23 protein-coding genes and 1 pseudogene are annotated in these 22740 nt (G+C 66.7%); 11 read left to right on the top strand and 13 right to left on the bottom strand.

Annotated elements, in window-relative coordinates:
- Nucleotide 1 precedes the first annotated feature (1 nt).
- Together ASC45_RS01100 and fabA are read right to left on the bottom strand one after the other, a co-directional pair.
- Nucleotides 2-1042, bottom strand: coding sequence for an MBL fold metallo-hydrolase (locus tag ASC45_RS01100; RefSeq protein ID WP_055449181.1), 1041 nt, complete (start codon nucleotides 1040-1042; stop codon nucleotides 2-4).
- Nucleotides 1043-1139: 97 nt separating this feature from the next.
- A complete protein-coding gene (gene fabA, locus ASC45_RS01095) occupies nucleotides 1140-1655 on the bottom strand; it encodes a 3-hydroxyacyl-[acyl-carrier-protein] dehydratase FabA (RefSeq protein ID WP_055449180.1) in 516 nt (171 codons plus the stop codon).
- A 53-nt stretch (nucleotides 1656-1708) separates the two neighbouring features.
- On the opposite strand from fabA, the gene ruvA reads away from it, so the two are divergent.
- From ruvA to ASC45_RS01080, 3 genes are all read left to right on the top strand, one after another.
- A complete protein-coding gene (gene ruvA, locus ASC45_RS01090; RefSeq protein WP_055449179.1) occupies nucleotides 1709-2278 on the top strand; it encodes a Holliday junction branch migration protein RuvA in 570 nt (189 codons plus the stop codon).
- A 226-nt stretch (nucleotides 2279-2504) separates the two neighbouring features.
- A complete protein-coding gene (locus ASC45_RS01085) occupies nucleotides 2505-4238 on the top strand; it encodes a phospholipase C (protein ID WP_055449178.1) in 1734 nt (577 codons plus the stop codon).
- 2 nt (nucleotides 4239-4240) lie between these two features.
- Nucleotides 4241-5803 (top strand): cytochrome-c peroxidase, encoded by a 1563-nt coding sequence (locus tag ASC45_RS01080; protein ID WP_055449468.1) that lies wholly within the window; start codon nucleotides 4241-4243, stop codon nucleotides 5801-5803.
- Between the two features lie 16 nt (nucleotides 5804-5819).
- On the opposite strand, the gene ASC45_RS01075 is transcribed toward ASC45_RS01080, so the two are convergent.
- A complete protein-coding gene (locus tag ASC45_RS01075; RefSeq protein ID WP_055449177.1) occupies nucleotides 5820-6248 on the bottom strand; it encodes a DUF3806 domain-containing protein in 429 nt (142 codons plus the stop codon).
- A 230-nt stretch (nucleotides 6249-6478) separates the two neighbouring features.
- On the opposite strand from ASC45_RS01075, the gene ASC45_RS01070 reads away from it, so the two are divergent.
- Together ASC45_RS01070 and ASC45_RS01065 are read left to right on the top strand one after the other, a co-directional pair.
- A complete protein-coding gene (locus tag ASC45_RS01070) occupies nucleotides 6479-7228 on the top strand; it encodes an AzlC family ABC transporter permease (RefSeq protein ID WP_055449176.1) in 750 nt (249 codons plus the stop codon).
- A complete protein-coding gene (locus tag ASC45_RS01065; protein ID WP_055449175.1) occupies nucleotides 7225-7545 on the top strand; it encodes an AzlD domain-containing protein in 321 nt (106 codons plus the stop codon). Before ASC45_RS01070 ends, ASC45_RS01065 begins: the two co-directional genes overlap by 4 nt.
- Here ASC45_RS01065 and ASC45_RS01060 read toward each other — a convergent pair.
- On the bottom strand, nucleotides 7538-8248 hold the full coding sequence (locus ASC45_RS01060; protein ID WP_245609903.1) for a DsbC family protein: 711 nt from the start codon (nucleotides 8246-8248) through the stop codon (nucleotides 7538-7540). The two genes, ASC45_RS01065 and ASC45_RS01060, sit on opposite strands and share 8 nt — an antisense overlap.
- 54 nt (nucleotides 8249-8302) lie before the next feature.
- Nucleotides 8303-9508, bottom strand: a complete 1206-nt coding sequence (locus tag ASC45_RS01055) for an FAD-dependent monooxygenase (RefSeq protein WP_055449174.1) — start codon at nucleotides 9506-9508, stop codon at nucleotides 8303-8305.
- A 164-nt stretch (nucleotides 9509-9672) separates the two neighbouring features.
- Between ASC45_RS01055 and ASC45_RS01050 the strand changes: the two genes are divergently transcribed.
- Entirely contained in the window at nucleotides 9673-11988 is a 2316-nt protein-coding gene (locus ASC45_RS01050) for an AsmA family protein (protein WP_055449173.1), read from the top strand.
- Nucleotides 11989-12153: 165 nt separating this feature from the next.
- Here the strand turns inward: ASC45_RS01050 and ASC45_RS01045 are convergent, their stop codons facing one another.
- From ASC45_RS01045 to ASC45_RS01035, 3 genes are read right to left on the bottom strand one after another with little or no spacing between them, the layout of a single operon-like run.
- Nucleotides 12154-12660, bottom strand: a complete 507-nt coding sequence (locus ASC45_RS01045) for a TPM domain-containing protein (RefSeq protein ID WP_055449172.1) — start codon at nucleotides 12658-12660, stop codon at nucleotides 12154-12156.
- Between the two features lies 1 nt (nucleotide 12661).
- Nucleotides 12662-13564: a TPM domain-containing protein gene (locus tag ASC45_RS16120; protein WP_055449171.1), complete on the bottom strand. Its 903-nt coding sequence runs from the start codon at nucleotides 13562-13564 to the stop codon at nucleotides 12662-12664.
- 7 nt (nucleotides 13565-13571) lie between these two features.
- The gene (locus ASC45_RS01035; RefSeq protein WP_055449170.1) at nucleotides 13572-14192 is read right to left on the bottom strand and encodes a LemA family protein; all 621 of its coding nucleotides are present in this window, start codon (nucleotides 14190-14192) and stop codon (nucleotides 13572-13574) included.
- Between the two features lie 121 nt (nucleotides 14193-14313).
- Between ASC45_RS01035 and ASC45_RS01030 the strand changes: the two genes are divergently transcribed.
- A complete protein-coding gene (locus tag ASC45_RS01030; protein WP_055449466.1) occupies nucleotides 14314-15222 on the top strand; it encodes a tetratricopeptide repeat protein in 909 nt (302 codons plus the stop codon).
- 9 nt (nucleotides 15223-15231) lie between these two features.
- Complete coding sequence (locus ASC45_RS01025; protein ID WP_055449169.1) at nucleotides 15232-16053, top strand: PPK2 family polyphosphate kinase; 822 nt, start codon at nucleotides 15232-15234, stop codon at nucleotides 16051-16053.
- A gap of 32 nt (nucleotides 16054-16085) precedes the next feature.
- Here ASC45_RS01025 and ASC45_RS01020 read toward each other — a convergent pair whose 3' ends face one another.
- From ASC45_RS01020 to tldD, 3 genes and pseudogenes are all read right to left on the bottom strand, one after another.
- Nucleotides 16086-16619: a cytochrome b gene (locus tag ASC45_RS01020; protein ID WP_055449168.1), complete on the bottom strand. Its 534-nt coding sequence runs from the start codon at nucleotides 16617-16619 to the stop codon at nucleotides 16086-16088.
- A 98-nt stretch (nucleotides 16620-16717) separates the two neighbouring features.
- Nucleotides 16718-17083 (bottom strand): annotated as a pseudogene (locus tag ASC45_RS01015) (PsiF family protein).
- 169 nt (nucleotides 17084-17252) lie between these two features.
- The gene (gene tldD, locus ASC45_RS01010; RefSeq protein WP_174514689.1) at nucleotides 17253-18716 is read right to left on the bottom strand and encodes a metalloprotease TldD; all 1464 of its coding nucleotides are present in this window, start codon (nucleotides 18714-18716) and stop codon (nucleotides 17253-17255) included.
- A gap of 144 nt (nucleotides 18717-18860) precedes the next feature.
- Between tldD and ASC45_RS15660 the strand changes: the two genes are divergently transcribed.
- Nucleotides 18861-19037 (top strand): hypothetical protein, encoded by a 177-nt coding sequence (locus ASC45_RS15660; RefSeq protein ID WP_156346976.1) that lies wholly within the window; start codon nucleotides 18861-18863, stop codon nucleotides 19035-19037.
- A gap of 28 nt (nucleotides 19038-19065) precedes the next feature.
- Here ASC45_RS15660 and moaC read toward each other — a convergent pair whose 3' ends face one another.
- Nucleotides 19066-19572, bottom strand: coding sequence for a cyclic pyranopterin monophosphate synthase MoaC (moaC, locus tag ASC45_RS01005; protein WP_055449167.1), 507 nt, complete (start codon nucleotides 19570-19572; stop codon nucleotides 19066-19068).
- Nucleotides 19569-20447, bottom strand: a complete 879-nt coding sequence (pyrF, locus tag ASC45_RS01000) for an orotidine-5'-phosphate decarboxylase (RefSeq protein ID WP_055449464.1) — start codon at nucleotides 20445-20447, stop codon at nucleotides 19569-19571. The genes moaC and pyrF overlap by 4 nt, the downstream gene beginning before the upstream one ends.
- Nucleotides 20448-20532: 85 nt before the next feature.
- Between pyrF and dacB the strand changes: the two genes are divergently transcribed.
- Both dacB and ASC45_RS00990 read left to right on the top strand, forming a co-directional pair.
- Nucleotides 20533-21978: a D-alanyl-D-alanine carboxypeptidase/D-alanyl-D-alanine endopeptidase gene (dacB, locus tag ASC45_RS00995; RefSeq protein ID WP_055449166.1), complete on the top strand. Its 1446-nt coding sequence runs from the start codon at nucleotides 20533-20535 to the stop codon at nucleotides 21976-21978.
- A gap of 43 nt (nucleotides 21979-22021) precedes the next feature.
- The gene (locus tag ASC45_RS00990; protein ID WP_055449165.1) at nucleotides 22022-22300 is read left to right on the top strand and encodes a SemiSWEET transporter; all 279 of its coding nucleotides are present in this window, start codon (nucleotides 22022-22024) and stop codon (nucleotides 22298-22300) included.
- Nucleotides 22301-22740: the final 440 nt, after the last annotated feature.

The following is a 22740-nucleotide window of genomic DNA, read 5'->3' as shown; positions in this document are numbered from 1 at the left end:
ATCAGACTTTCTGCTCCGCCTCCAGGTAAGCGAGGCTGATGTATTTGCCGATGTTGTTGTCCCAGCCAGCCGTGTCTTTGGCCTTGGACGCCACGCGCGGGTCGGCCTTGGCGGCGGCAATCGCCGCGTCGGGGCCGGCCATGTCGGCCGCGGCCTTCTGCGCGTGTTCCCAGATGGCGGCGAAGAGTTCGCGCTGCCAGGTCATCACCTCCTGCCCCGCATGGCCATGGCCGGGCAGCCAGTTGCTGCCAGGGATGTTCTTCTCCAGCGCGGCCATGTAGGCCAGGCTTCCGGGGTAGGAACCTTCGTCCATATTGGCGATGCGCCGGTTCATCATCACGTCGCCGACATAGGTGATCTTGTCCTGCACCACTTCGATACAGATGTCCGACGGGGTGTGCGCGGTGCCGTAGTGGTGCGCGCGCAGGGTGACGTCACCGAAGTCGAAAACGTCGCCGTGCTTCACATCGCGGTTGGGCGCGACGATGCGGGTGCCCGCACTGGACTGATTGGTCCACTTGAGCATGGCCTGCTGCCACTCGGTGCCGGTGGCGCCCTTGATCTGCTCGCGGGTGTGGGGCATGGCGTAGATCGGCAAATCCTGGCCGTAGGCGCTGACGAAGGCATCGTTGCCCAGCCAGTGGTCACCGTGGTAGTGCGAGTTGAACACCGCCACCACCGGCCGGTCGGTGACGGTCTTGATCTGGCGTATGGCCATTTCGCCGATCTGCACCGACGCGCCCGAGTCGAGGATGACCACGCCCTTTTGCCCGACGACGAAGGTGACGTTGCTCATCATCCCCTTGTTCGCCTCGGTGGGGAAGCCGTCTGCAGCGTAGATGACGTAGATGTGCTTGCCCAGCCGCGTCGGTGCCACGTCGGGCACCTTGGGACCGCGGATAAAGTCAATTGCGTCGGCGGCGAAGGCCTTGAGCTGCGGCGCGGCGGCGCCGACTGCGGTGAGCCCGGCGGCAGCCAGTCCCCAGCCCAGAAATTGACGGCGACGCGGATCGAGGGCGGAAGAAGAACGTAGGCGCGACATGGCAATCCTTTACAACTGGATACAAATGCGCATTGTCACGCCAAAGCCTGAACTTCACAGCACCGGGTATTCCCGAGTGCAGGGCGATGAGGGCCGCTCAGAACCCCTCGGTGGAGGTGAACAGCCCCACGCGCAGGTCCTTGGCGGTGTAGATCTCGCGCCCGTCGACGAGCATCACGCCGTCGCCGATGCCCATGACCAGACGGCTGTTGATCACGCGCTTGAGGTCGATGCGGTATTGCACCAGCTTCGCCGTGGGCAGCACCTGGCCGGTGAATTTCACCTCGCCCACGCCCAGCGCGCGGCCGCGGCCCGGCCCGCCGACCCAGCCCAGATAAAAGCCCACGAGTTGCCACATGGCGTCCAGCCCCAGGCAGCCGGGCATCACCGGGTCGCCCTGGAAATGCACGCCGAAAAACCAGAGATCGGGGTGGATGTCGAGCTCGGCCAGCATCTGGCCCTTGCCGTAGGTGCCGCCTTCTTCGGAGATCAGGGTGATGCGATCCATCATCAGCATTTCGCGCAGCGGCAGTTGCGCGTTGCCGGGGCCGAACAGGCGGCCCTCGCCGCACGCGATGAGGTCTTCTTTGCTGTAGGAGGAAGGTCGGGTCATGGAGAGTCGTCGCAGAACAATCCGCGAATGTTAGCGGCTGCTACAGTCTGCCCATGATCGGACGACTGCACGGCACTCTGCTCGACAAGACCCCTCCCCAGATCCTGCTCGACGTGGGCGGCGTGGGCTACGAGGTCGACGTGCCCATGAGCACGCTGTATGACCTGCCCGCCGTGGGGCAGAGCGTCACCCTGCTAATCCACACCGTCATCCGCGAAGACGCGCATCTGCTCTACGGTTTCGCCACCGCTGGCGAGCGCAGCACCTTCCGCGAACTGCTCAAGATCAGCGGCATCGGCCCGCGCATCGCCCTGGCCGTGCTCTCGGGCCTGAGCGTGGCCGAGATCGCCCAGGCTGTCACCCAGCAGGACTCCGCTCGCCTGACGCGCGTGCCGGGCATCGGCAAAAAGACCGCCGAGCGTCTGCTGCTCGAACTCAAGGGCAAGCTCGGGGCCGATCTGGGCGGCGCCGCAACCGCGGTGGGCAGCACCTCCGACGTGCTGCAGGCGCTCATCGCGCTGGGCTACTCCGAGCGCGAAGCCGCCGCTGCGGTCAAGGCGCTGCCCGAAGGCTGCGGCGTGGACGACGGCATCCGCCAGGCGCTCAAGAGTCTGGCACGCTGATTCCCCGCAAATCCCTGGCAAAGGGTCGGCATGGCGGGGAAGTCATGTCGATTCGCGACAGAAAGTGATCCATTTGTATGCGTTGCAACCAAACGTTGCCATGCGGAACCTGGTCACGGAACCGACATTTGTGCTCCCAAGAATCACGGTCGCTGCGTGCCGCCGGCCGTTGACCGACGGCGACGCGATGCACCGTTCACATCTTTCGTCTTCAGGGAGTTTCACCATGTTGCGCAAAACCCTACTCGCTACGTCCGTGGCGCTGGCCGCGGTCGGCGTTGCCGCCTGTGGCGGCGGCTCGGATGCCGTGGCCACCGTGCCCGGCACCAACTACACCGCCGCACGCGCCCTCGCTACGGCCACGCCAATCAAGCACGTCGTCGTGCTGTATCAGGAAAACGTGTCTTTCGACCATTACTTCGCCACCTACCCCAACGCCACCAATCCCACGGGCGAACCGGCGTTCACCGCCAAGACCGGCACGACCACGCCGAACAATCTGGTCAAGGCCAATCTGCTGACCAACAATCCCAACTACACCAACACGGCCAATGGCACCGATGCCGCCGAGCCTTTCCGTCTCGACCGCACCCAGGCCGCCACCGCCGACCAGAACCACGCCTACACCGCCGAACAGCAGGCGTATGACGGCGGCCTGGCAGATCTGTTTCCCAAATACACCGGCAAGGGCACGACCGGCGGTGTGGGCGCCTTCGGTACCAAGGGTCAGGTCATGGGCTATTACGACGGCAACACCGTGACCGGCCTGTGGAACTACGCCCAGAACTTCGCCATGAGCGACGACGCCTACACCGACACCTACGGCCCGTCCACCCCCGGCGCGCTCGAAGCGGTGAGCGGCCAGACCAACGGCATGATCATCGGCGCCAGCAGCAAGCAGCCGTTCACCATGGCGGCCTACTCGTACTACATCAACGACGGGCAGGGCGGCTACACCATGATCAACGACGTCGATCCGTCGGGTGACGTCTGCTCCAGCACCACCGACAACGTGATGATGTCGGGCAAGAACATCGGCGACCTGCTCAACGGCAAGAACATCTCCTGGGGCGGCTTCATGGGCGGGTTCAACCTGACCGTGACCAACCCCAACGGCACCACGGGCTGCAAGCGCAGCACCTTCTCGCCCGTGGTCAACCAGCCCGTTCCCGACTACATCCAGCACCACAACTGGTTCCAGTACTACAAGAGCACGGCCAACCCCACCCACGCCCGCCCGAGCTCCACCCTGGCCATCGGCCACACCCTGGAGACCGATGGCAAGACCACCGATCCGGCCAACCACGAGTATGGCCTGCAAGACTTTTTCGCTGCGGTGAAGGCCGGCAACATGCCCGCTGTCGCCTACCTCAAGGCCCCCGCCTTCGAGGACGGCCATGCCGGTTACTCCGACCCGCTCGACGAGCAGGCTTTCGTCACGCAGGTGGTCAACTTCCTGGAGCAGCAGCCGCAGTGGAGCAGCACCGCGGTCATCGTCACCTGGGATGATTCCGACGGCTGGTACGACCACGCCTTTGCCAACACCACCAACCCGTCCTTCGACAGCCAGGCTGACCAGCTGAATGGCTCTGGCGTGTGCGGCAAAGGCACGCCGCTGAACGGTGTGAACGGCAAGCCGGTCAACGGCCGCTGCGGCCCGGGCACGCGCATTCCCTTCCTGGTGATCTCGCCGTGGGCCAAGAGCAACTACATCAGCAACACGCCCATCAGCCAGGCGTCCATCGTGCGCTTCATCGAGGACAACTGGCTTGGCGGTGAGCGCCTTGGCGGCGGCTCGTTCGATGCCACGGCGGGCTCGATCATGGACCTGTTCAACTTCAACCAGGCGGCAGGCACCAAGACCTTCATCGACCCGGTTCAGGGCACGGTGCTGAGCCAGCCCCCGGCGGGCAGCCTGAGCCCGGCGTTCAACGTGTCGTTGTTCAGCAAGCAAAGCTGATGATGTCTGGAGGCTCAACCCTCCCTACCCCAGCCCTCCCCACAAGTGGAGAGGGAGTGAAATCTCCTCCCCCAGCAGTGGGGAAAGTTGGGAGGGGGCGCTGGCCGCGCCGCATCGCCGCAGGTGCGGCCCTGCTTCTGGCCTGCGCGGTTGGGGGCCTGGCCTGGGGCATGCACAGCCAGCCCTCCATTGCCCAGATCGACTGGCTGCAGCATCCGCTGCGCAGCTTTACTTACGCGCTCGGCGGCAACCCGCATCCGGTGCAACTGGTGCTGCCGCCGCAACAGCCACTGTCGGCCGTGGCGCAACTGGGCAAGGCGCTGTTCTATGACACCGCGCTGTCGGCTTCGGGCAAGCAGTCGTGTGCGTCGTGCCATGACCCATCGAATGGGTACAACCCACCGCCGGGCCGCCCCAAGGCGGGTTTCGCCCCCTTGGGGGGCAGCGAGCCGATGGCGAGCGTGGGGGCGCGGTTGTCCCCGCCGCCGGGCAGTGGGCCGGTGATGCTGGGCGGGCCGCATCTGACCTCACCGGGCTTTCGTCCGCCGCCGTCGCTGGCCTATCTGTACCGACAGCAGAATTTTTCCATCGGCCCCGAAAACGAGGAAAACGAAACCATCACCCTGCAACAGCTCGTGCAACTCGGGCAGACCGCAAGCCATGCCACCAAGACCGCCGCCGCAACCGCACAGGCCGCACAGAACCTGGTGCCGCAGGGCGGGATGTTCTGGGATGGGCGGGTGAACACCTTGCAGCAGCAGGCCGACGGCCCGCTGTTCAACCCGGTGGAGATGGACGCGGGCACGCCGCAGCGGGTGGCGGCCATCATCGAGGGTCAGCCCTATGCCAAACAGTTCATCCAGTTGTTCGGCCCCAATGTGTTCACCGATCCGAAGCAGACGGTGGCCGAAGCGCTGTTCGCCATTGCCCGCTACCAGATCGAAGACCCGAGCTTTCACGCCTTCACCAGCAAGTACGATGCCTGGCTGCAGGGCAAGGCGCGGCTGAGTCCGCAGGAAATGCGCGGCTATCTGGCGTTCAACGACGTGAAAAAGGGCGACTGCGCCGCCTGCCACCTCGACCAGCCCACCCGCGACCATCTGCCACCTCTGTTCACCGACACGCAGTACGAGGCGCTGGGCGTGCCGCGCAATCCGCACATCCCGGCCAACCGCGATCCGGCCTATCACGACCTCGGCCTGTGCGGCCCCTTCCGCACCGATCTCAAGAATCAGACGCAGTATTGCGGCATGTTCCTCACCCCCACGCTGCGCAATGTGGCGCAGCGGCCGGTGTATTTCCACAACGGTATCTATCACTCGCTCGAGCAGGTGCTCGACTTCTACAACTTCCGCGACGTGCAGCCCGGCAAGGTCTATCCCACGGTGGATGGCAAGGTGCAGAAGTTCGACGATCTGCCGCCGCCTTACCACGGCAATGTGGATGTGACCGATCCGCCATTCAACCGCAAACTGGGCGAGAAGCCCGCGATGAGCGCGCAGGACATGCGCGACATCATCGCCTTTCTGCATACCCTCAACGACGGCTACACCACGCCGCGCTGAGGCGGCGGGCGGCGCATCAGGTCGCGGGCGACGAAGGGTTCCGCGGATTCAGGCGCGCGACCAAGGCGTGATAAAGGCGGGGCAGGTCGGGTTGAGCGCGGCCATGCAGGTGCGAGCGCAGCGCGCCTTCGGGCGATACCCAGTTCAGCGTGCCAGGGCGGCGAATGGCGAAGCCGCGCTGATGTGCACCCTCCACGATGACCCAGTCACCGTCGAGCTGGTCGTGTTGCACCACCCGGCCCAACGCGGCGGCCACGGCGCGCTCCTGCTCCGGGCTCAGTTCGTGCGGCGTGCAGCGCGCGAGCAATTGCTGCAGGGTCGGCACGTCGAGCTGCGTGCCGCAAAGCGTGGCCCCGTCGCATCGATCCTGTACCAAGGCATCAGCCTGGCGCAGCAGGGCATCGAGTTGCGTGCGGTCGGACGGTTCGAGATGGGAAAGGCGCATGACGATCTCCCGTGAGTCGATGAGGTGGAAAGTCGGCTTTTACGCTTGTGAATGTGACAACTCAAGCATTCGGCACCATGCCAGCAGAAGCCGACTCCGAGGCTCAGGAATGCGCCTGCGTGGCGGCGCGATGGTCGCCGACGGCGTGACGCTGCGCAGGAGCGGGCCAGGGCGGTGTCCGCCCCAAGTGCCCCCGGAGCTGGATCGCTGCCGTCCTGTAATCTGCACGCATGTGTGCGATGTCATCTTCTTCCGACCGCCCAGTGGCGGGCCGTTCGACCGAACTGCGCCATGGCGCGCGTGACACCATTCCCCTGCTTCTGGGCGCGGCGCCCTTTGGGCTGATTTTCGGCGCGCTGGCCTCGAGCAGCCCGCTGGGCATGGCCGGGGCGCTGGCGATGTCGGCGCTGGTGTTTGCCGGGTCGGCGCAGTTCATCGCGCTGAGTCTGCTGGGCACGGGTGCCAGCGGGCTGGTCGTGGTGTTCACGACTCTGGTCGTCAACCTGCGTCACCTGCTTTACGCCGCCAGTCTGCAACCGCAGATGGCGCGTCTGCCGCAACGCTGGCGGGTGCTGCTGGCGTTCTGGCTCACCGATGAAACCTACGCCACGGTGTATCACCGCTATGCGCAAGACGATGGCGCTCCCTTCAAGCATTGGTACACGGCGGGGTCGGGCGCGGCCATGTACCTCAACTGGCTGGGCTGGACCGCGCTGGGCGCCTGGCTGGGTACGGCCAACCCGGCGCTCACGCATCTTGGGCTGGAATTCGCGCTGGTGGCGACCTTCGTCGGCATCGTCGTGCCGCTGCTGCGGCAGCAGCCGAGCATGGCCGTGGCGCTCACCGCGGCGGTGGTGGCAGTGGCGGCGCGCGATCTGCCGTACAAGCTAGGCCTGATGCTCGCGGCGTGTGCCGGGGTGGCGGTCGGGGTGTGGATGGATGGCCGTCGCGGTCCTGGCCTAGAGGGAGACGCGCGATGAACTGGAGCCTGTGGGCGGTGATCGCTGGCATGGCGGTGGTGACCTTCGCCATTCGCTACACCCTGTTCGGCCTGGGCGGCCGGCTGCGGTTTGCGCCGCGGGTGCAGCAGGCGCTGCGTCATGTGCCGGTGGCGGTGCTCACCGCCATCGTCGTGCCCATGGTGCTGTTGCCCGACGGGACGCATTGGGACTTGAGCTGGCGCAACCCCTGGCTGGCTGGCGCCCTGGCCAGCGCCGCGCTGGTGCTGGGCACCCGCAAGCTGCTGGCCGCCATCCTGGGCGGGATGGCGGTGTACCTCTTGTGGCGCCTTATTTGACGGCAGCCAGCTTTTTCTCGACTTCTTCCTGCGGCAACGCGCCTTCCATGCGGCTGCCGTCCATGAAGATCAGCGTGGGCGTGGACGAGATGCCGAGCTTTTCCGCCAGCTCGACATTGGTCTTGAGCGGATCGACGCAGTTGGCCGCGGCCTTGGGCGGCTGCACCTGATTGTTCATCCAGTCGAGCCAGGCCTTGCTGCGGTTGGGCGCGCACCAGATGTCGCGCGCCTGCTGCATCGATTCGCGGCGGATGATGGGCACGACGAACACATGCAGCGTGACGTTGCTCATCTTCTCCAGTGTGGCTTCCATTTTGTGGCAATAGGGGCAGTAGGGATCTTCGAAGATCGCGATCTGGCGCTTGCCGTTGCCGAACACCAGCTTGAACGAGTCCTTGAAGGGCAGATCCTTCCAGTTCACCCGGCGCAATTCGTCGATGCGGGCCTTGGTGACATTGGTCTGGGTCTTGGTATCGAAGATCTCGCCCGCGAACAGAAACGTGGCCTTGGCGTCGGTGTAGAAAATCTTGGTGCCGACATCGACTTCATACAGCCCGGCGTAGGGCGTCTTGATGATCTTGGCGCTGGCAGGTAGGCCGGGCATGGCTTTTTCGAGAGCGGCGCGGGTTTCGGCCACGGTCTGCGCCATGACAGGCAGAGAAAGAAAGGCCGCGGACAGCGCGACCCCGCGCAGAACGCGCATGACGGAGCGTGAAAGCAATGAGTTCATGAAAGCGGCGCGGCGCAAACCCGCGCATCAGGCAAGATAGGGAAGACCCGAAGCATAGCGGGCGAGCAAGTGCCGCACGGGAGCAAGGGCATGGGTGGCCTGCAGGCCGAGGGCGCGCAGCGGCGCGGGCACCCGGCTGTGGCTGCCGTACAGCCGCGCGAGGGCGTCGGTGGTGGTCGCCAGCGCCAGCACCTGCTCCGCGCGGGCGCGGGCGTAGCGCCGAAGCAGGCGCGGATCGGCTGGCGACTGGGCCGCCGGTCGCTGCTGCAAGACCTGGGCGAGCACCTGCGCATCCTGCAGGCCGAGGTTCAGCCCCTGGCCGGCCAGCGGATGCACCCGGTGCGCGGCATCGCCAATCAGCACCAGAGCGTCGCCCACGGTGCGGCGGGCGAGCTGTCGCTGCAGGCGCCAGGCCGCGGCCGTGCCGGTGGGCTGCAGCGGGCCGAGATGCTGCGCCCCCATCACGCTCAGGTGCGCTTGCACGCGCTGCGCCAGCGCCTCGGGCGGCAGCGCGAGCAGCTCGACCGCCAGCGCCTCGGGGGCCGACCAGACGAGCGAGACCTGATGCCGACCCTCGATCGAAGCCAGCGGCAGCAGCGCTAGCACGCCGCCCTCGACGAAAGTCTGGAAGGCGACGCCCTCGTGCGGCGCGGCGCAGTCAAAGTTGGCGACGATGCCGCGCTGCATGTAGTCGTGTGTGTCCATGGCGATGCCCGAGACGCGGCGCACCAGGCTGTGCTCGCCGTCGGCGCCGATCAGCAGATCGGCGCGCAGATTGCGGCCGTCGCGGGTGGTCACCTGCCAGCCCGGGGCGTCCGGCAAGCGGCTGATCTGACCGGCCTGCGCAGGGTCGATGACCACCCGGCGTTCAAAGCGCAGCGCGAGGTCGAGCGCGGCCTCGATGGCGTCGGATTCGGCCGTCCACGCCAGGGCCTCGCCCTGCGCGTCGCGGCTGTCGAAGAACAGTTGCGCGCCATCGGCGCGAATGCGCATGGCACGAATCGGCTCGATGCGCTCTTGCGGCACCTGCGGCCAGACGCGAAGCGCATCGAGCCACCGCTTGGAAGCGGCGTTGAGCGCGTAGATGCGCTGCGCGTAACCCTGGGCGGGCAGCGCGCCGGCCGGGCGCGCGCCCAGCAGGGTGACATCCAGCCCTGATTGGGCCAGGGCCAGGGCGCAGGCCTTGCCGACGATGCCGCCGCCGAGAATCAGAAGGTGAAATGAAGAGGACATGGGAAGAGCCGTTCTGCCCCCGCCATGCGGGCGGAGAGGGCCGGGGTGGGGGGCGCAGTTTCAAACACGTCAACTGACCGGATCAATAGAATCGGCAGCCATGTTGACCGACAAAACCTGCATTGTGCCCCCGGTAGATTCGTTGCGCGACGCAGGCCCCGATCATGGCTGAGGTTGCCGCCCCGCAGCCCGGCGCGCCGGTGCCGCGCAGGCGCTGGGCCGCCCGTCTGCTCAGGGGCGTGGTGGCGGCCTTGCTGGCGGCGGTCATTCTGGTGGTGGGTGGCCTGAGCATTCTGCTGCTGACCTTCGATCCGAACCAGTACAAGGCCACGCTGATCCAGGTGGTGCAGGAGCGCGAACACCGCACCCTGACCCTGCCGGGCACCATCGAGCTCAAGCTGTTCCCGCCGCTGACGCTGCGCACCGGGCCGTTCTCCTTGAGTGAGCGCGACTCGCCTGCCGTGTTCGCGCGGGCCGACGATCTTCGCCTGCATCTGGATCTGCTGGCGCTTCTGCGGCGCAAGTTGGTGGTCGACCGGGTGGTGATGGTCAAGCCACAGATTCACGTCGCCCGCGACGCGCAAGGCCGCTTCAATTTTGCCGATCTGCTGCCCGACAGCAAGCCCGAATCCAACGCGCCGACCAGCCCGCTCGGCCTTTCGGTGCACCGCCTGCAGGTGGAGCAGGGCGCGATCATTTACGACGACGACAAGGCCCAGATCCACGGCCGCATCGACGCGCTCGATCTCGGGCTTGCCGGGCTGGAGGGCGGTCGCGCCGGGGCCTTCCATCTGGGAGGCACGGCGCGCTTCGTTCAGCCCGCGGTGGCCACGCGCGTGGCCCTGCGCGGCAAGCTGCAGACCGAGCCGGACCAGCACAGCCTGACGCTGTCCGACCTGGCGCTGTCGATTCAGGGCGATAGCCCCTGGCTGAAGGCCATGCAGACCCAGGTCGAAGCCGCCAGTCTGGGCGTGGCGACCCGCCCGGCACTGACCCTGACCGCGCAGCAATGGCGGCTCAAGACCACGGGTCGTACCGGCAGTGGCGAACCGCTGAGCGTGCAGGCCGACCTGCCTTCGCTAGCCGTCCTGGCCGACCAGGTGCAGATCGGCCCCTTCAACGCCCGGGCCGATCTCGGTGCCGCGCAGCCGCTGCATCTGCAGCTCACCACGCAGCAGGGCGCGGGCCCCTGGCGTGAGCTGCGCATTCCGCTGGCGCAGTGCGACGTCCAGCGCGGCACGAGCGGGCACGAGGGTGCATTGAGCCTCACCCTGGCCTCGCCTTTGCTGTTCGACCTGACGCAACAAAGCCTCGATCTTTCTGCGATCAAACTCTCGGGCCAGATGACCCCTGGTGCCAAGCCGCAGACGCTGGCGCTGCAGGGCCAGGCGCAGTACCGCGGCGGCACAGGCGCGGCCGGTGCGACCGGGCAGTTCCAGTTGCAGGGGCAGCTTGCAGGAAGCGCCATGAAGCTCTCTGGCGGATGGGCCCAGCCCGCCACGCTGCGACTGGACCTCAGCGCCGACCGCATCGATGTCGACGACTGGCTGCCGGCGCCCGCGGCGCGTGCCCAGGCCAACTCCGCGCCCACATCCATCGATCTGTCCGCCTTCCAGTCCTTCGGCCTGAATGCCCAGTTCAAGATCGGCAGCCTGCTGCTCAAGGGCATGCAATGGAGCGCGGTGCAAGGCCAGGTGAGCAGCGACCGCAAGACCCTCGCGCTGCAGGTGCTGACCGCCCAGGGCTTCGGCGGGTCGGTCAACGCGGACTTGCGCGTCGATCTGGCGCAGCAGCGCTACACCTTGCAGCAAACCGCGCGCGACCTCAGCGTGCAACCCGTGCTGCAGGCGCTGAGCGGCAAGGATTTTTTGCTTGGCAAGGCTGCTTGGAACGCGAACCTGACGGCGCAGGGCAAGACCCTGCCCGCGCTGTTGGACAGTCTCTCCGGCAAGGCGCGACTCGATGTGCGTGACGGCGCCGTCAAGGGTTTCAATCTGGCGCAGATGCTGCGCAATGCCCGCGCGCTGCTGGCGGCACGCAAGGACGGGCAGTTCGCCGTGACCCCGGGCGATCAGACCGATTTCACCTCGCTGGGCGCCACGTTCGTGCTGCAAAACGGGGTGGCGAGGAACAGCGACTTGTCGGTGCAAAGCCCCCTGCTGCGCCTAGGCGGCGAGGGCTGGTTCGACCTGCCCCGGCAGCAGATGGACTATTTGCTGCTGCCCACCCTGGTGGGGACGCTCAAGGGCCAGGGCGGCGCCGATCTCGCCGCTCTTCGCGGTGTGACCGTGCCGGTGCGGGTGCAGGGCCGTTTCGCCCAGCCGGGTTTCACCGTCATGTGGTCGCAGGCGGGGGTCAATGTGCTGCGGCAGACCTTGAAGAACACGCTGCAGAACGAGTTGGAGAAACAACTCGCGCCGACACAGGCCGAACCCCTGCGCAAGGTCGTGCCCGGCTTGTTCAAGGGGTTGTTTCCCTGAGAAGCTATGAACAAATCCGGCCACTCCCGCTCATGCCGCGCCGGCAGCTCCACTCGGCGTTGCAAATGCTCTGCGTGCCTACGGGCACGCATGCGCTTTGCGCCTTGATTGGCGCCGCCGACGCGCCCCGCTCGGGCGCGCCGGATTCATTCACAGCTTCAGAGGTTATAGCCTCAGCACCACCGGCCAGTCGGGCAGTTCGTTGCGTCGCTCACTCATAGGCGGCAGGCCGCGCGCACACAGCAGTCTGCTGACCTCGGCTACGCCATGCAGGGCGGCGGCCTCGAAACGGCCCTGGCGCAGCAGAGCCTCCATGCCGCGGCAGACCTGTTCCCAGGCTTGGGTGCCGATCTGCGCGCGCAGGCCGCGATCGGCGACGATTTCCACATCGCGCTCGGCCAGCAGCAGATAAATCAGCACGCCGTCGTTGCGCTCGGTGTCCCACACATGCAGAAGCGAAAACACCTCGATCGCGCGTTCGCGCGCGCTCAGGCCGCGCCATAGCTCGGGCAGGTCGAGCGCGCCCTCGACGGCAAAGCGGATTTCGCCGCCGTGGGCCTGCTCGGCGGCGTGGATGGCCTTTGCGATGGCCGCTAGCGTGGCGTGGGGAAAGGCGCGGCGCACCCGCCACGGCGCAAAGGTGAGATGACGGATCAGGCGTTTGAATCGCATGTCACCACCGGCCCGAAGCGCCGCCCCCGCCAAACCCGCCCCCGCCGCCGCTGAAGCCGCCGGAGTTCGAGCCTCCACCAAACCCGCCGCCAAAACCGCCACCCCCCAGTCCGCCCGGCCCGCCGCCCAGGCGGATGCCGCTGAAGACGGCGAGAAAGGCCAGCGCGCCGAACACCAGCCCCAGCAGCACCGAACCCACCAGCCACCAGCCCACGCCCCCGGCGATCAGCGCGCTCAGGCCAGCGCCGACAGTGCGGCCCAGTACCGCGCGCAGCACCGAACCGGCCACGACCGCGCCGAACAGCACCATCAAGCCGATTTCGTGCGCACTGGAGCGGCCCTCACCCGCGGGCCTGGCTTGCGGCGGGGGCAGTTGCTCGCCGTCGATCAGCTTCATCAATTGCTGAAGCCCGGCCTGAATGCCGCCGAAATAGTCGCCCTGCCTGAATTGCGGGGCGATGATCTCGGCGATGATGCGCTTGGCGATGGCGTCGGGAATGGCACCTTCCAGACCGTAGCCGACCTCGATGCGCATGGCGCGATCGTCCTTGGCCACCAGCAGCAGCACGCCGTCGTCCTGATCCTTGCGGCCGAGTTTCCAGGCATCGACCACGCGAATGCTGTATTGCTCGATGGCCTCGGGCGCCGTGCTGGGGACGATGAGGACGGCGATCTGGCTGCCCTTGCGTGCCGCGAAGGCGCGCAGCTCCTGGTCAAGGGTGGCGGTCTGCTCGGGGGTGAGGGTGCCGGTGAGATCGGTGACCGGCGAGGTCAGCGGCGGGATGGGCACCAGCGCGGCCTGCGCGTTCAGGCCGAAGGCCGCGCAACACAGCCACAGCGCTGCCAGCCATCGCAGCGGCCAGTAGGTACGCAGTATCGGCAGCGACCCGCCAGCGCCCTTCATGCCACGCTTACCGCGACGCCGCAGGCGCGGGCGCCGTGCCGCCGAAATCCACCTTGGGCGCCACCGAAATGGCCTTTTCGTTCTCCACGGTGAAGCTGGGCTTGACCTTCATGCCGATGACCATGGCGGTGAGATTGCTCGGGAACTGGCGCACCAGGTTGTTATAGTTCTGCACGGCTTCGATGTAGCGCATGCGCGCGACGGCGATGCGGTTTTCCGTGCCTTCGAGCTGGGCCTGCAGATCGCGGAACACGCCGTCGGCCTTGAGCTGCGGGTAGTTCTCCGACACCGCGATCAGCCTCGACAGTGCGCTGGTCATCTGTGCCTGCGCCTCCTGGAACCTGGCGAACGCGGCAGGGTCGTTGATGAGCTCCGGCGTGGCCTGAATCTGGCCGACCTTGGCGCGCGCCTCGGTCACCTGCACGAACACGTCCTTTTCGTGCGCGGCGTAGCCCTTGACCACGTTCACCAGATTGGGCACCAGATCGGCCCGACGCTGATACTGGTTGAGCACTTCGGCCCAGCTGGCCTTGATCTGCTCGTCGGATGACTGCAGGGCGTTGTAGCCGCATCCGCTCAGACTGAGCAGGGCGACGGAGAGCAGCACGAGAGAGAGCCAGCGGCGCATAGAAAGGACTCCGGAAGAGGGTTGACACCGAGTTGTATGCAATTGCAAAGCATACCTTTGGATGCTTTCTGCCAAGCACGAGGACGCGCTATTCTCCCTGCCACATCCGCAGTGCCGTGCCATGAGTTCCCCGCTTTCTTCCCATCCCGATCTCGATCTTCAGACCGAGCCGCCCAAGCACCTCGATTTCGACGAGACCCAGCACCCGCTCGAAGTCCTGGCGCATGAAGGCGACGCGACCGCGCAGGAATGGCTGGGCGCGCATTATCACGACCGCAAAGACTACGTGCACGCCGCGCGGTGGTATCGCAGGGCGGCCGATCAGGGCTCGGCCGGAGCGAAATACAACCTAGGCTGGCTTTATGTTCATGGGCATGGTGTCGGGCAGGATGACACTCAGGCGCTGACCCTCTGGCAAGAGGCGGCGCAGACCGGACTGGCGCGGGCGATGAACGGCCTGGGCTTTATGTACGAGCACGGGCGTGGCGTGCCGCGCAGCGATGAACAGGCACTGGCCTGGTACCGGCGCGCCGCCGAGGCAGGTGACGCCGGCGGCCAATGCAATCTGGGCTTCTTTCTGCTCGACGGACGCGGTGGTGCGGTCGATCTGGCTGGCGCGGCAGCCCTGTTCTCGATGGCCGCGCATCAGGGGCATCGTGAAGCCTGCTACCGCTACGGCCATATGTTTCTCACCGGGCAGGGTGTGGCGGCCGACGACGCCCAGGCGGCGGCCTGGCTGCGCAAGGCCGCCGAGATGGATCATCCCGCGGCTCAGCGCGAGCTGGCCACGCTGCTGGCGCTCGGCCGCGGCGGAGCGCCCGATCACGCCCAGGCGGCAGGCTGGTACCAGCGCGCTGCGGAACAGGGCGACGCGCAGGCGCAGTTCAGTCTGGGCGTGCTGTATTACCGCGGTCTGGGCAAGCTGCAGGACATCGACAAGGCGAGGCAATGGTGGCAGCGCGCCGCGGCGCAGGGTGAGGAGCGCGCCCGTAACAATCTGGCCCTGCTGGCCAAGGGCGTGAGGCGCTGAGGCGGGATCATGGCCACCCTGACCGAACTCGATCGCCTGCGGGTCGACGAAGGCGAGAACCTCGATCTCACCCACCGCGCCACGCAGATCGACCTACCCGGCGACCCGTCCAAAGACCAGATCGAGGCGGAGCTCGACAGCCTGCGCCAGCGCATCGGCGAGATACAAGATCTGATGTTCACCCGCCGCGAGCAGGCCCTGTTGGTGATCCTGCAAGGCATGGACTCGGCCGGCAAGGACAGCACCACCAAGGCGGTGTTCACCGGGGTGAATCCATTGGGCATGCATGCCGCGTCGTTCAGCGTGCCCACGCCGCAGGAGCGGCGCCACGACTTTCTCTGGCGGGCGCATGCCCAGGTGCCGCCGCTGGGCTGCATCGGCGTGTTCAACCGCAGTCACTACGAGGAGCCCGTCATCCGACGGGCGCATGGCGAGATCAAGAATGGCGAGATGAAGCGCTACCTGCGGCAGATCGCCGATTTCGAGCAGATGCTGGCCGAGTCGGGCACGGCCGTGCTCAAGTGCTTTTTGCACATCGGCCACGACGAGCAGCGCGAGCGGCTTCAGGAGCGCATCGACAACCCGCTCAAGCACTGGAAGTTCGACCCCTCCGATTTGCAGGAGCGCCAGTATTGGGACGCCTATCAGGCGGCCTACAGCCAGGCGCTGGCTGCCACCTCTACGGCACAGGCGCCGTGGTACGTTGTGCCGGCCGATCGCAAACCGGTGCGCAATCTCATCGTCGCCCGCCTGGTGGTGCAGGCGCTGGAAGCGCTGAAGGCGCCCCCGCCCGAGCGCAAGCCCGAGCTCGCCCGCCTCAAGGTGGTTTGACCGGGTGGTTTGACCGCCGGGTGGCCGCGCGGTCAGAGCATGCGCCGCAGGCTGCCGTCGCGCAGCACGAAGGTATGAAACAGGGCTGCTGCGACATGCAGCCCGATCAGGCCGAGCAGCCCGATGGCCACCGCCTGATGCGCATCGCCCAGCAGTCCCGCCCAGGTGGTGTTGGCCGGAAACAGCGTCGGCAGCGGGATCAGACCCATGGCGTGCACCGGCCAGGCGCGGGCGGACGCGGCCATCCACCCCAGCAGCGGCAGCAGCAGAAAGCCGAGGTACAGAAGGCCATGCGTGGCCTGCGCGGCGCGGGCCTGCCAGGCGGGCATGGGTGGGTGCGGTGGTGGCTTGCGCACGGCGCGCCACAGCAGGCGCAACAGAAACAACCCCAGAATGGTCGTGCCTACGCCGACGTGCCATGCGGCCAGCGCGTCTTCAGGCGCGCCGCGATGGTCGGTCATCAGCCAGGCCAGGGGATATTCCAGCGCGATCAGGGCGACGAGCGCCCAGTGAAAACCGCGAGAGACGAAGTGATAGCGACCAGAAGGCAGGACAGCGGCGGACATGGCGGCGAGGGCCTTGAGGTGTAGGGCCCGAGGAAGACGAGTCCGCAGCCTAAGCGACCCGGCTTAGCTCAGCCTGAGGCCGCTGCGCCGAGTATCGCTCAGCTGCACGTCTTGCCATGCGCCGGATGGTCGCCCGCAGCCTTGGCAGCCGAATCGGTCATGTATTCGCCGTGCTTGGTCTTGCCGTAGTACTTGTCGCCCGGGCAGTGATAGACCTAGCCCGCACCGCCGCCGACCGCTGCAGCCATGCCTGAGCCGGAGTTGGCGTGCTGGGCTTCGTCCTTCTTGCTTTCCATTTTGGTCTCGGTCGTGGAGGCGGGGGCGGCAGCTTCCACCTTGGCCTCGCAGGATTTGATGAACTCGCTGCGGTCATGGCCCTTGAGCTTTTGTTCCTTGGCCTGCTTTTCGCACTGCACTTTGGCCTCATGATTCTTCAGCAGGCCCGCAGAGGCGACGGCGGGCAGGAAAGGTCCAAATCGGGGTTCGGTCTGAGCGGCACTGTAGCCAGCACGCGCCTTTTCATTATGCACCGTAAACAGGATTTGACTGATGCCACCAGAGGTAAAAAACGCAACAGCCGGAACGCATCGCTGCGATCCGGCTGCCGGGGTGGGTGAAGGCTTGCGGGTACGCTCAGCCCGTGCCGCCCACCGTCACGCCGTCGATGCGCAGGGTCGGCTGGCCCACGCCGACGGGCACGCTCTGGCCTTCCTTGCCGCAGGTGCCCACGCCGCTGTCCAGACGCAGATCGTTGCCGATCATGCTCACCCGGGTGAGTGCGTCCGGGCCGTTGCCGATGAGCGTGGCCCCCTTGACCGGGTAGAGCGGCTTGCCCTTTTCCACCCACCAGGCTTCGCTGGCGGAGAAGACGAACTTGCCGCTGGTGATGTCCACCTGTCCGCCGCCGAAGTTCACCGCGTACAGGCCGCGGTCGATGCTGGCGAGGATTTCCGCAGGATCGCGGTCGCCCGCGAGCATGTAGGTGTTGGTCATGCGCGGCATGGGCACGTTGGCGTAGCTCTCGCGGCGGCCGTTGCCCGTGGGCGCGCGGCCCATCAACCGGGCGTTGAGCATGTCCTGCATATAGCCGACCAGAATGCCGTCTTCGATCAGCACGTTGCGCTGCGTCGGGTTGCCCTCGTCGTCAACGTTGAGCGAGCCACGGCGGTCGGGCAGGGTGCCGTCGTCGAGCACGGTCACGCCGCGGGCGGCCACGCGCTGGCCCATGCGTCCGGAGAAGGCGCTCGAACCCTTGCGGTTGAAGTCGCCCTCCAGGCCGTGGCCTACCGCCTCGTGCAGCAGCACACCGGGCCAGCCGGGGCCGAGCACCACGCTCATTTCGCCCGCGGGCGCAGGGCGCGATTCGAGATTCACCAGCGCGGTGTTCACCGCTTCATCGACATACTGCGCGATGAGGGTGTCGTCGAAGTAGCCCAGGGTATAGCGCCCGCCGCCGCCCGAAGAGCCGGACTCGCGCCGCCCGTTCTGCTCGACGATGACGTTCACGCTCAGGCGCACCAGCGGACGCACATCGGCGGCCAGCAGACCGTCCGAGCGCAGCACCAGCATCACGTCGTGCTCGCCGCCCAGGCTGGCCATGACCTGCACCACACGCGGATCCTTGGCGCGCGCCAGCCGGTCCACCTTTTGCAGCAAGGCCACCTTGGCGCTGGAATCGAGCGCGCCCAGCGGGTCGGTCGCGCCGTAGAGCACGCGCGCCGCGCTGCGCCGGGTGTCGCCAGGCACCTTTGCGCTGCCTTGACCGGCGCGGGCAATGCTGCGCACCGTTTCGGCGGCTTCGAGCAGCGCCAGCTCGGAAATATCGTCGGAATAGGCAAACGCGGTCTTCTCGCCCTGCACCGCGCGGATGCCGAAGCCCTGCTCGATGTCGAAGCTGCCCGACTTCACCATGCCCTCCTCCATGCTCCAGCCTTCGGATCGGGTGTATTGCAGGTAGACGTCGGCAAAGTCGAGCCGATGCTCGAAGGCCTTGCCCAGCGCACGCTGCAAGTCCGTTTCGTCGATCTGATAGGGGTCGAGCAAGACGCGGCGCGCCTCGTCGAGGCGCAACAGCGCGGGTTCGGTCATCATGTTCATGCGCCCGATTGTAGGAACAGCCGATGCCCTTGGGCGCCTGTCGGTCTTGGGCGCGGAGGGCGCGACCTCCCCGTCGCCAAAGGCGAACTTCGCCGCAGCAACCGACTCAGATCGGGAGTCACTTCAATTTTCCCGTCGCTCCCGATGTCCACTGTTCGCGCCAACAACCATGCGCTGCCTGTGATCGTCTCTTTGCTCGGCCTTGCCCTGCTGTCCCTGCTGGTGATGGACAGGCTGTCGCCCTGGCTGGGCTCGCTGTCGTGGATGGCCTGGCTGCCGCCCACCGCGTTGGCCATCTTTCTGTTGCTGCGTGCGCGCTGAGGCAGAGCCTCTCAGCGGTTTGATCCGATCAGCTCTTTCCGTCGTTCGCCACCCAGTCGCCTGACTTGCCGCCGTGTTTCTCCAGCAGACGCACGCCATCGATGGTCATGCCTCGGTCGACGGCCTTGCACATGTCGTAGATGGTGAGCAGGCCGATCTGGACGGCGGTAAGCGCCTCCATTTCGACGCCGGTGCGGCCGCGGGTTTCGGCGGTGACGGTGCAGTGGATGCTGCAGTCCTCGGCTTGCAGGGTGAAGTCCACCGCCACGCGGTTGAGCGCGATGGGATGGCACAGGGGAATGAGGTCGGCGGTGCGCTTGGCCGCCATGATGGCGGCGGTGCGGGCGATGCCGATGACGTCGCCCTTTTTCGCGCTGCCACTCTGCACCAGGGCGAAGGTGGTGGGCTGCATGCGGATGCAGCCGGTGGCCACGGCCACGCGATGGGTTTCGTCCTTGCCGCCGACATCGACCATGTGCGCCTGGCCCGCGGCGTCGAAATGGGTGAGGCCGGAGGATGCTGTGGATGCGCTCATGGTTTGGATCGGGCGGTGGACGCGGCGTGCGCTTCGTGGTTGATGGCGTCGCGCAGGCGGCGGGCTTCGCGCCGCGCGGCGTCGGCGAAGTCGCGGCCGTTGCCGCTGGCGTAGAGCACGCTGCGCGAGGCGTTGATGAGGAAGTTGCCACGCGCCGCGCGCACGGTGGCGGCCAGATCGCCGCCCTGCGCGCCGATGCCCGGAATGAGCAGCGGCGCCTCGGGCGCAACCGCGCGGATGCGCTCGATGTCGGCCGGGTTGGTGGCGCCGGCCACCAGGCCGTTCTGGCCGTGACGGTTCCAGTCGAACGCCGCCAGCCGCGCCACGCGCTCGAACAACAGCTCGTCGCCGAGGTGGGCCGAGGGCTTGGCGGATGCGGTGGCGATCGCCAGAGTCTGCAGATCGGCGCCGCCAGGGTTGGAGGTGCGGCACAGCACGAACAGGCCGCGCTCGGGGTAGTGCAGGTAGGGCTCGACCGAGTCGAAGCCCATGTAGGGCGAAACCGTCAGCGCATCGGCGTCGAAGCGCTCGAAGGCTTCGCGGGCGTACTGTTGCGCAGTGGCGCCGATGTCGCCGCGCTTGGCGTCGAGAATGATGGGCACGCCGGGCGCAGCCTTGCGGATATGGGCGATGAGCCGTTCGAGCTGGCCCTCCGCGCCCAGGGCGGCGAAGTAGGCGATCTGCGGCTTGTAGGCGCAGACCAGATCGGCGGTGGCATCGACGATGGCGGCGCAGAAGTCGAACAGCCGCAGCGAGTCGTTGGTCCACGGCGCCGGAAAGCGCGAGGGCTCCGGGTCGAGGCCCACGCAAAGCGCTGAATTGTTGCGCTCGGCGGCTTCTTGCCACTGTTGGATGAAGGGCGGGCGGGAGGTCATGCCCAGCATTGTAGGAAGGGGAATGGACGCAGCCTTGACAGCCTCGCCCCTACCATGTCGCTGTTTCCAAAAACCGCACCCTGCCATGCAAGTCAGCCGTCGCCTGTTTCTCGCTTCCACTCTGGCCCTGGCTGGCGCCCCGCTGATGGCGCGGGCGCAGCAGGCGGGTCTGGGAACGACAGGGGCGCTGCCCGCCAGCGTGACCCAGGCGCTGGCCTCGGCGCGCATTCCGCTGCAGTCGTGCGCCTTCATGCTGCAGGCCCTCGACAGTCCTGCCCCCGAAATCGACTTCAACGGCGCGGCGCTGATGAACCCGGCCTCGGTGCTCAAGCTGGTGACCACCTATGCCGCGCTGCGCATCCTCGGCCCGGCCTATGTTTGGAAGACGCCGGTGTACGCCGTCGGCCCGGTCCGCGCCGGGGTGTTGCAGGGCGATCTGGCCTTTGTCGGCAGCGGAGACCCGCATCTGATGGCCGACAACCTCTGGAGCATCGCGCTGCGGCTGCGCGATCTGGGTATCCGGCGCATTCGTGGCGACGTGCTCATCGACCGGCAGGCTTTCGACCTACCGCCGCACGACCCCGCCGCGTTCGATGGCGACGCCACCGCGCCTTACAACGTCGGCCCCGACCCCTTTCTGGTGAACTTCGGCGTGATGCGGCTGGGCTTCGTCCCCGACCCTGCGGCGCAACAGGTGCGCGTCACGGTGGAGCCGCCGCTGGCGGGTTTCGACCTGCACGCAGCCCCCAGACTCACCGCCACCGCCTGCGGCAACTGGAAGGACAAACTCGGCGCCGACTGGAAGCAGCCTTTCGCCCCGCGCTTTGCCGGGGGCTATGCGGCCGCCTGCGGGCCGCAGACCTGGAACATCGCCCCCGAGGTGAGCGACAACACCTATGTGCAGCGATTGCTTGCAGCGTTGTTCGCGCAGGTGGGTATCGAGTGGAAGGGGCAGGTTCGCACCGCGCCGCTGCCCGCCGGGGCGACCGAGCTGACCGTCTGGGAGTCGCCCGCGCTCGCTGTGCTGGTGCGCGACATCAACAAATACAGCAACAACGTCATGGCCCAGCAGGTGTTCCTCACCCTGGCGCTGGCCGCTGGCGCGCAGCGCGCTACATGGGCCGGGGCGCAGCAGGCGGTGCAGCAATGGCTGGCGGCGCATGGGCTGAACATGCCCGGTCTGGTGCTCGACAACGGCTGTGGCCTGTCGCGCATTGCCCGCATTTCCGCAGCCGACCTCAACGCGCTGCTGCGTTCGGCGTGGCAAAGCCCGGTGATGCCCGAGTTCGTCTCGTCGCTGCCGCTGGCCGGTGAAGACGGCACACTGCGCCGCCATTTCCGCGACCCCGACACGGCAGGGCGCATCCATGCCAAGACAGGCACGCTCGACGGCGTGCTGTCGCTCGCAGGTTACGCCCAGGCCCGCTCCGGTCAGCGCTACACCTTCGCCGCGCTGGTGAACGACCCGCGCGCCGGCGGCGCCTGGCCTGCGCTGGAAGCTTTCGTGGGTGGCTTCATGCAGACGGCCTGAAGTCTTTTCTCCCGTTCTCTCTGTTCTCTTTCGGAGACCTCTCGTGGCCTTTCATCCCACCGATCTGTTCGGCTATGGCGCTGCGTTTCTCACCACCGTGTCGTTCATCCCCCAGGCCTGGCTGACGGTGCGCACACGCAACGTGTCCGGCATTTCGCTGGGCATGTATTCGCTGTTCACCGTGGGCGTGGGGCTGTGGCTGATCTACGGGGTCACCCAGCGCAGTTGGCCGCTGGTGGGTGCCAATGCGGTCACCTTTCTTCTGGCCCTGACCGTGCTGGTCATGCGGCTGCGCTACGGCGGACACCAACGGCCCGAATGAATCGGTCGACATAGGCAGATCGTCGGCGGTTGCGGCGAACGGCCTGGGATCGTCCCAGAACATGTAATCAATTTGGTGTTTTTGAAGGACAAAAGAACGCCGATTTGCTTTACAATCTACCTCATTGGGTTTTGTTTCTACGAGTCACCAAAAAGTCTTCTGCAAGTAGCGAGTTCTGCTTGCAGACGTTGGCCTGTTCGGGCTGACGAAGCGCGCCAAGAGCCGGTTCGCAGCCCTGCCTTTCCCGATATGCACGACCCACGGGTAAGGTCTGCGCTCTCTTGACGATCGTCCGATCCATCCCTTGGCGGATGAACGTCCTGCGTTTCAAGGCATTCGCGCTGAATGCCTGATGCCGCGTCTGCACGCGCGGCACCCAGTCGCCACGCCCGCCTTTGCCGGGCGTCCTGCCATCGGGCAACCGCAAGGTTGCCCACGAC

This window comes from Thiomonas bhubaneswarensis (assembly GCF_001418255.1).
GTDB lineage: Bacteria > Pseudomonadota > Gammaproteobacteria > Burkholderiales > Burkholderiaceae_C > Thiomonas > Thiomonas bhubaneswarensis.
The sequence above is the reverse complement of the archived record's forward strand: the minus strand, read 5'-3'. Positions and strand labels throughout refer to the sequence as shown.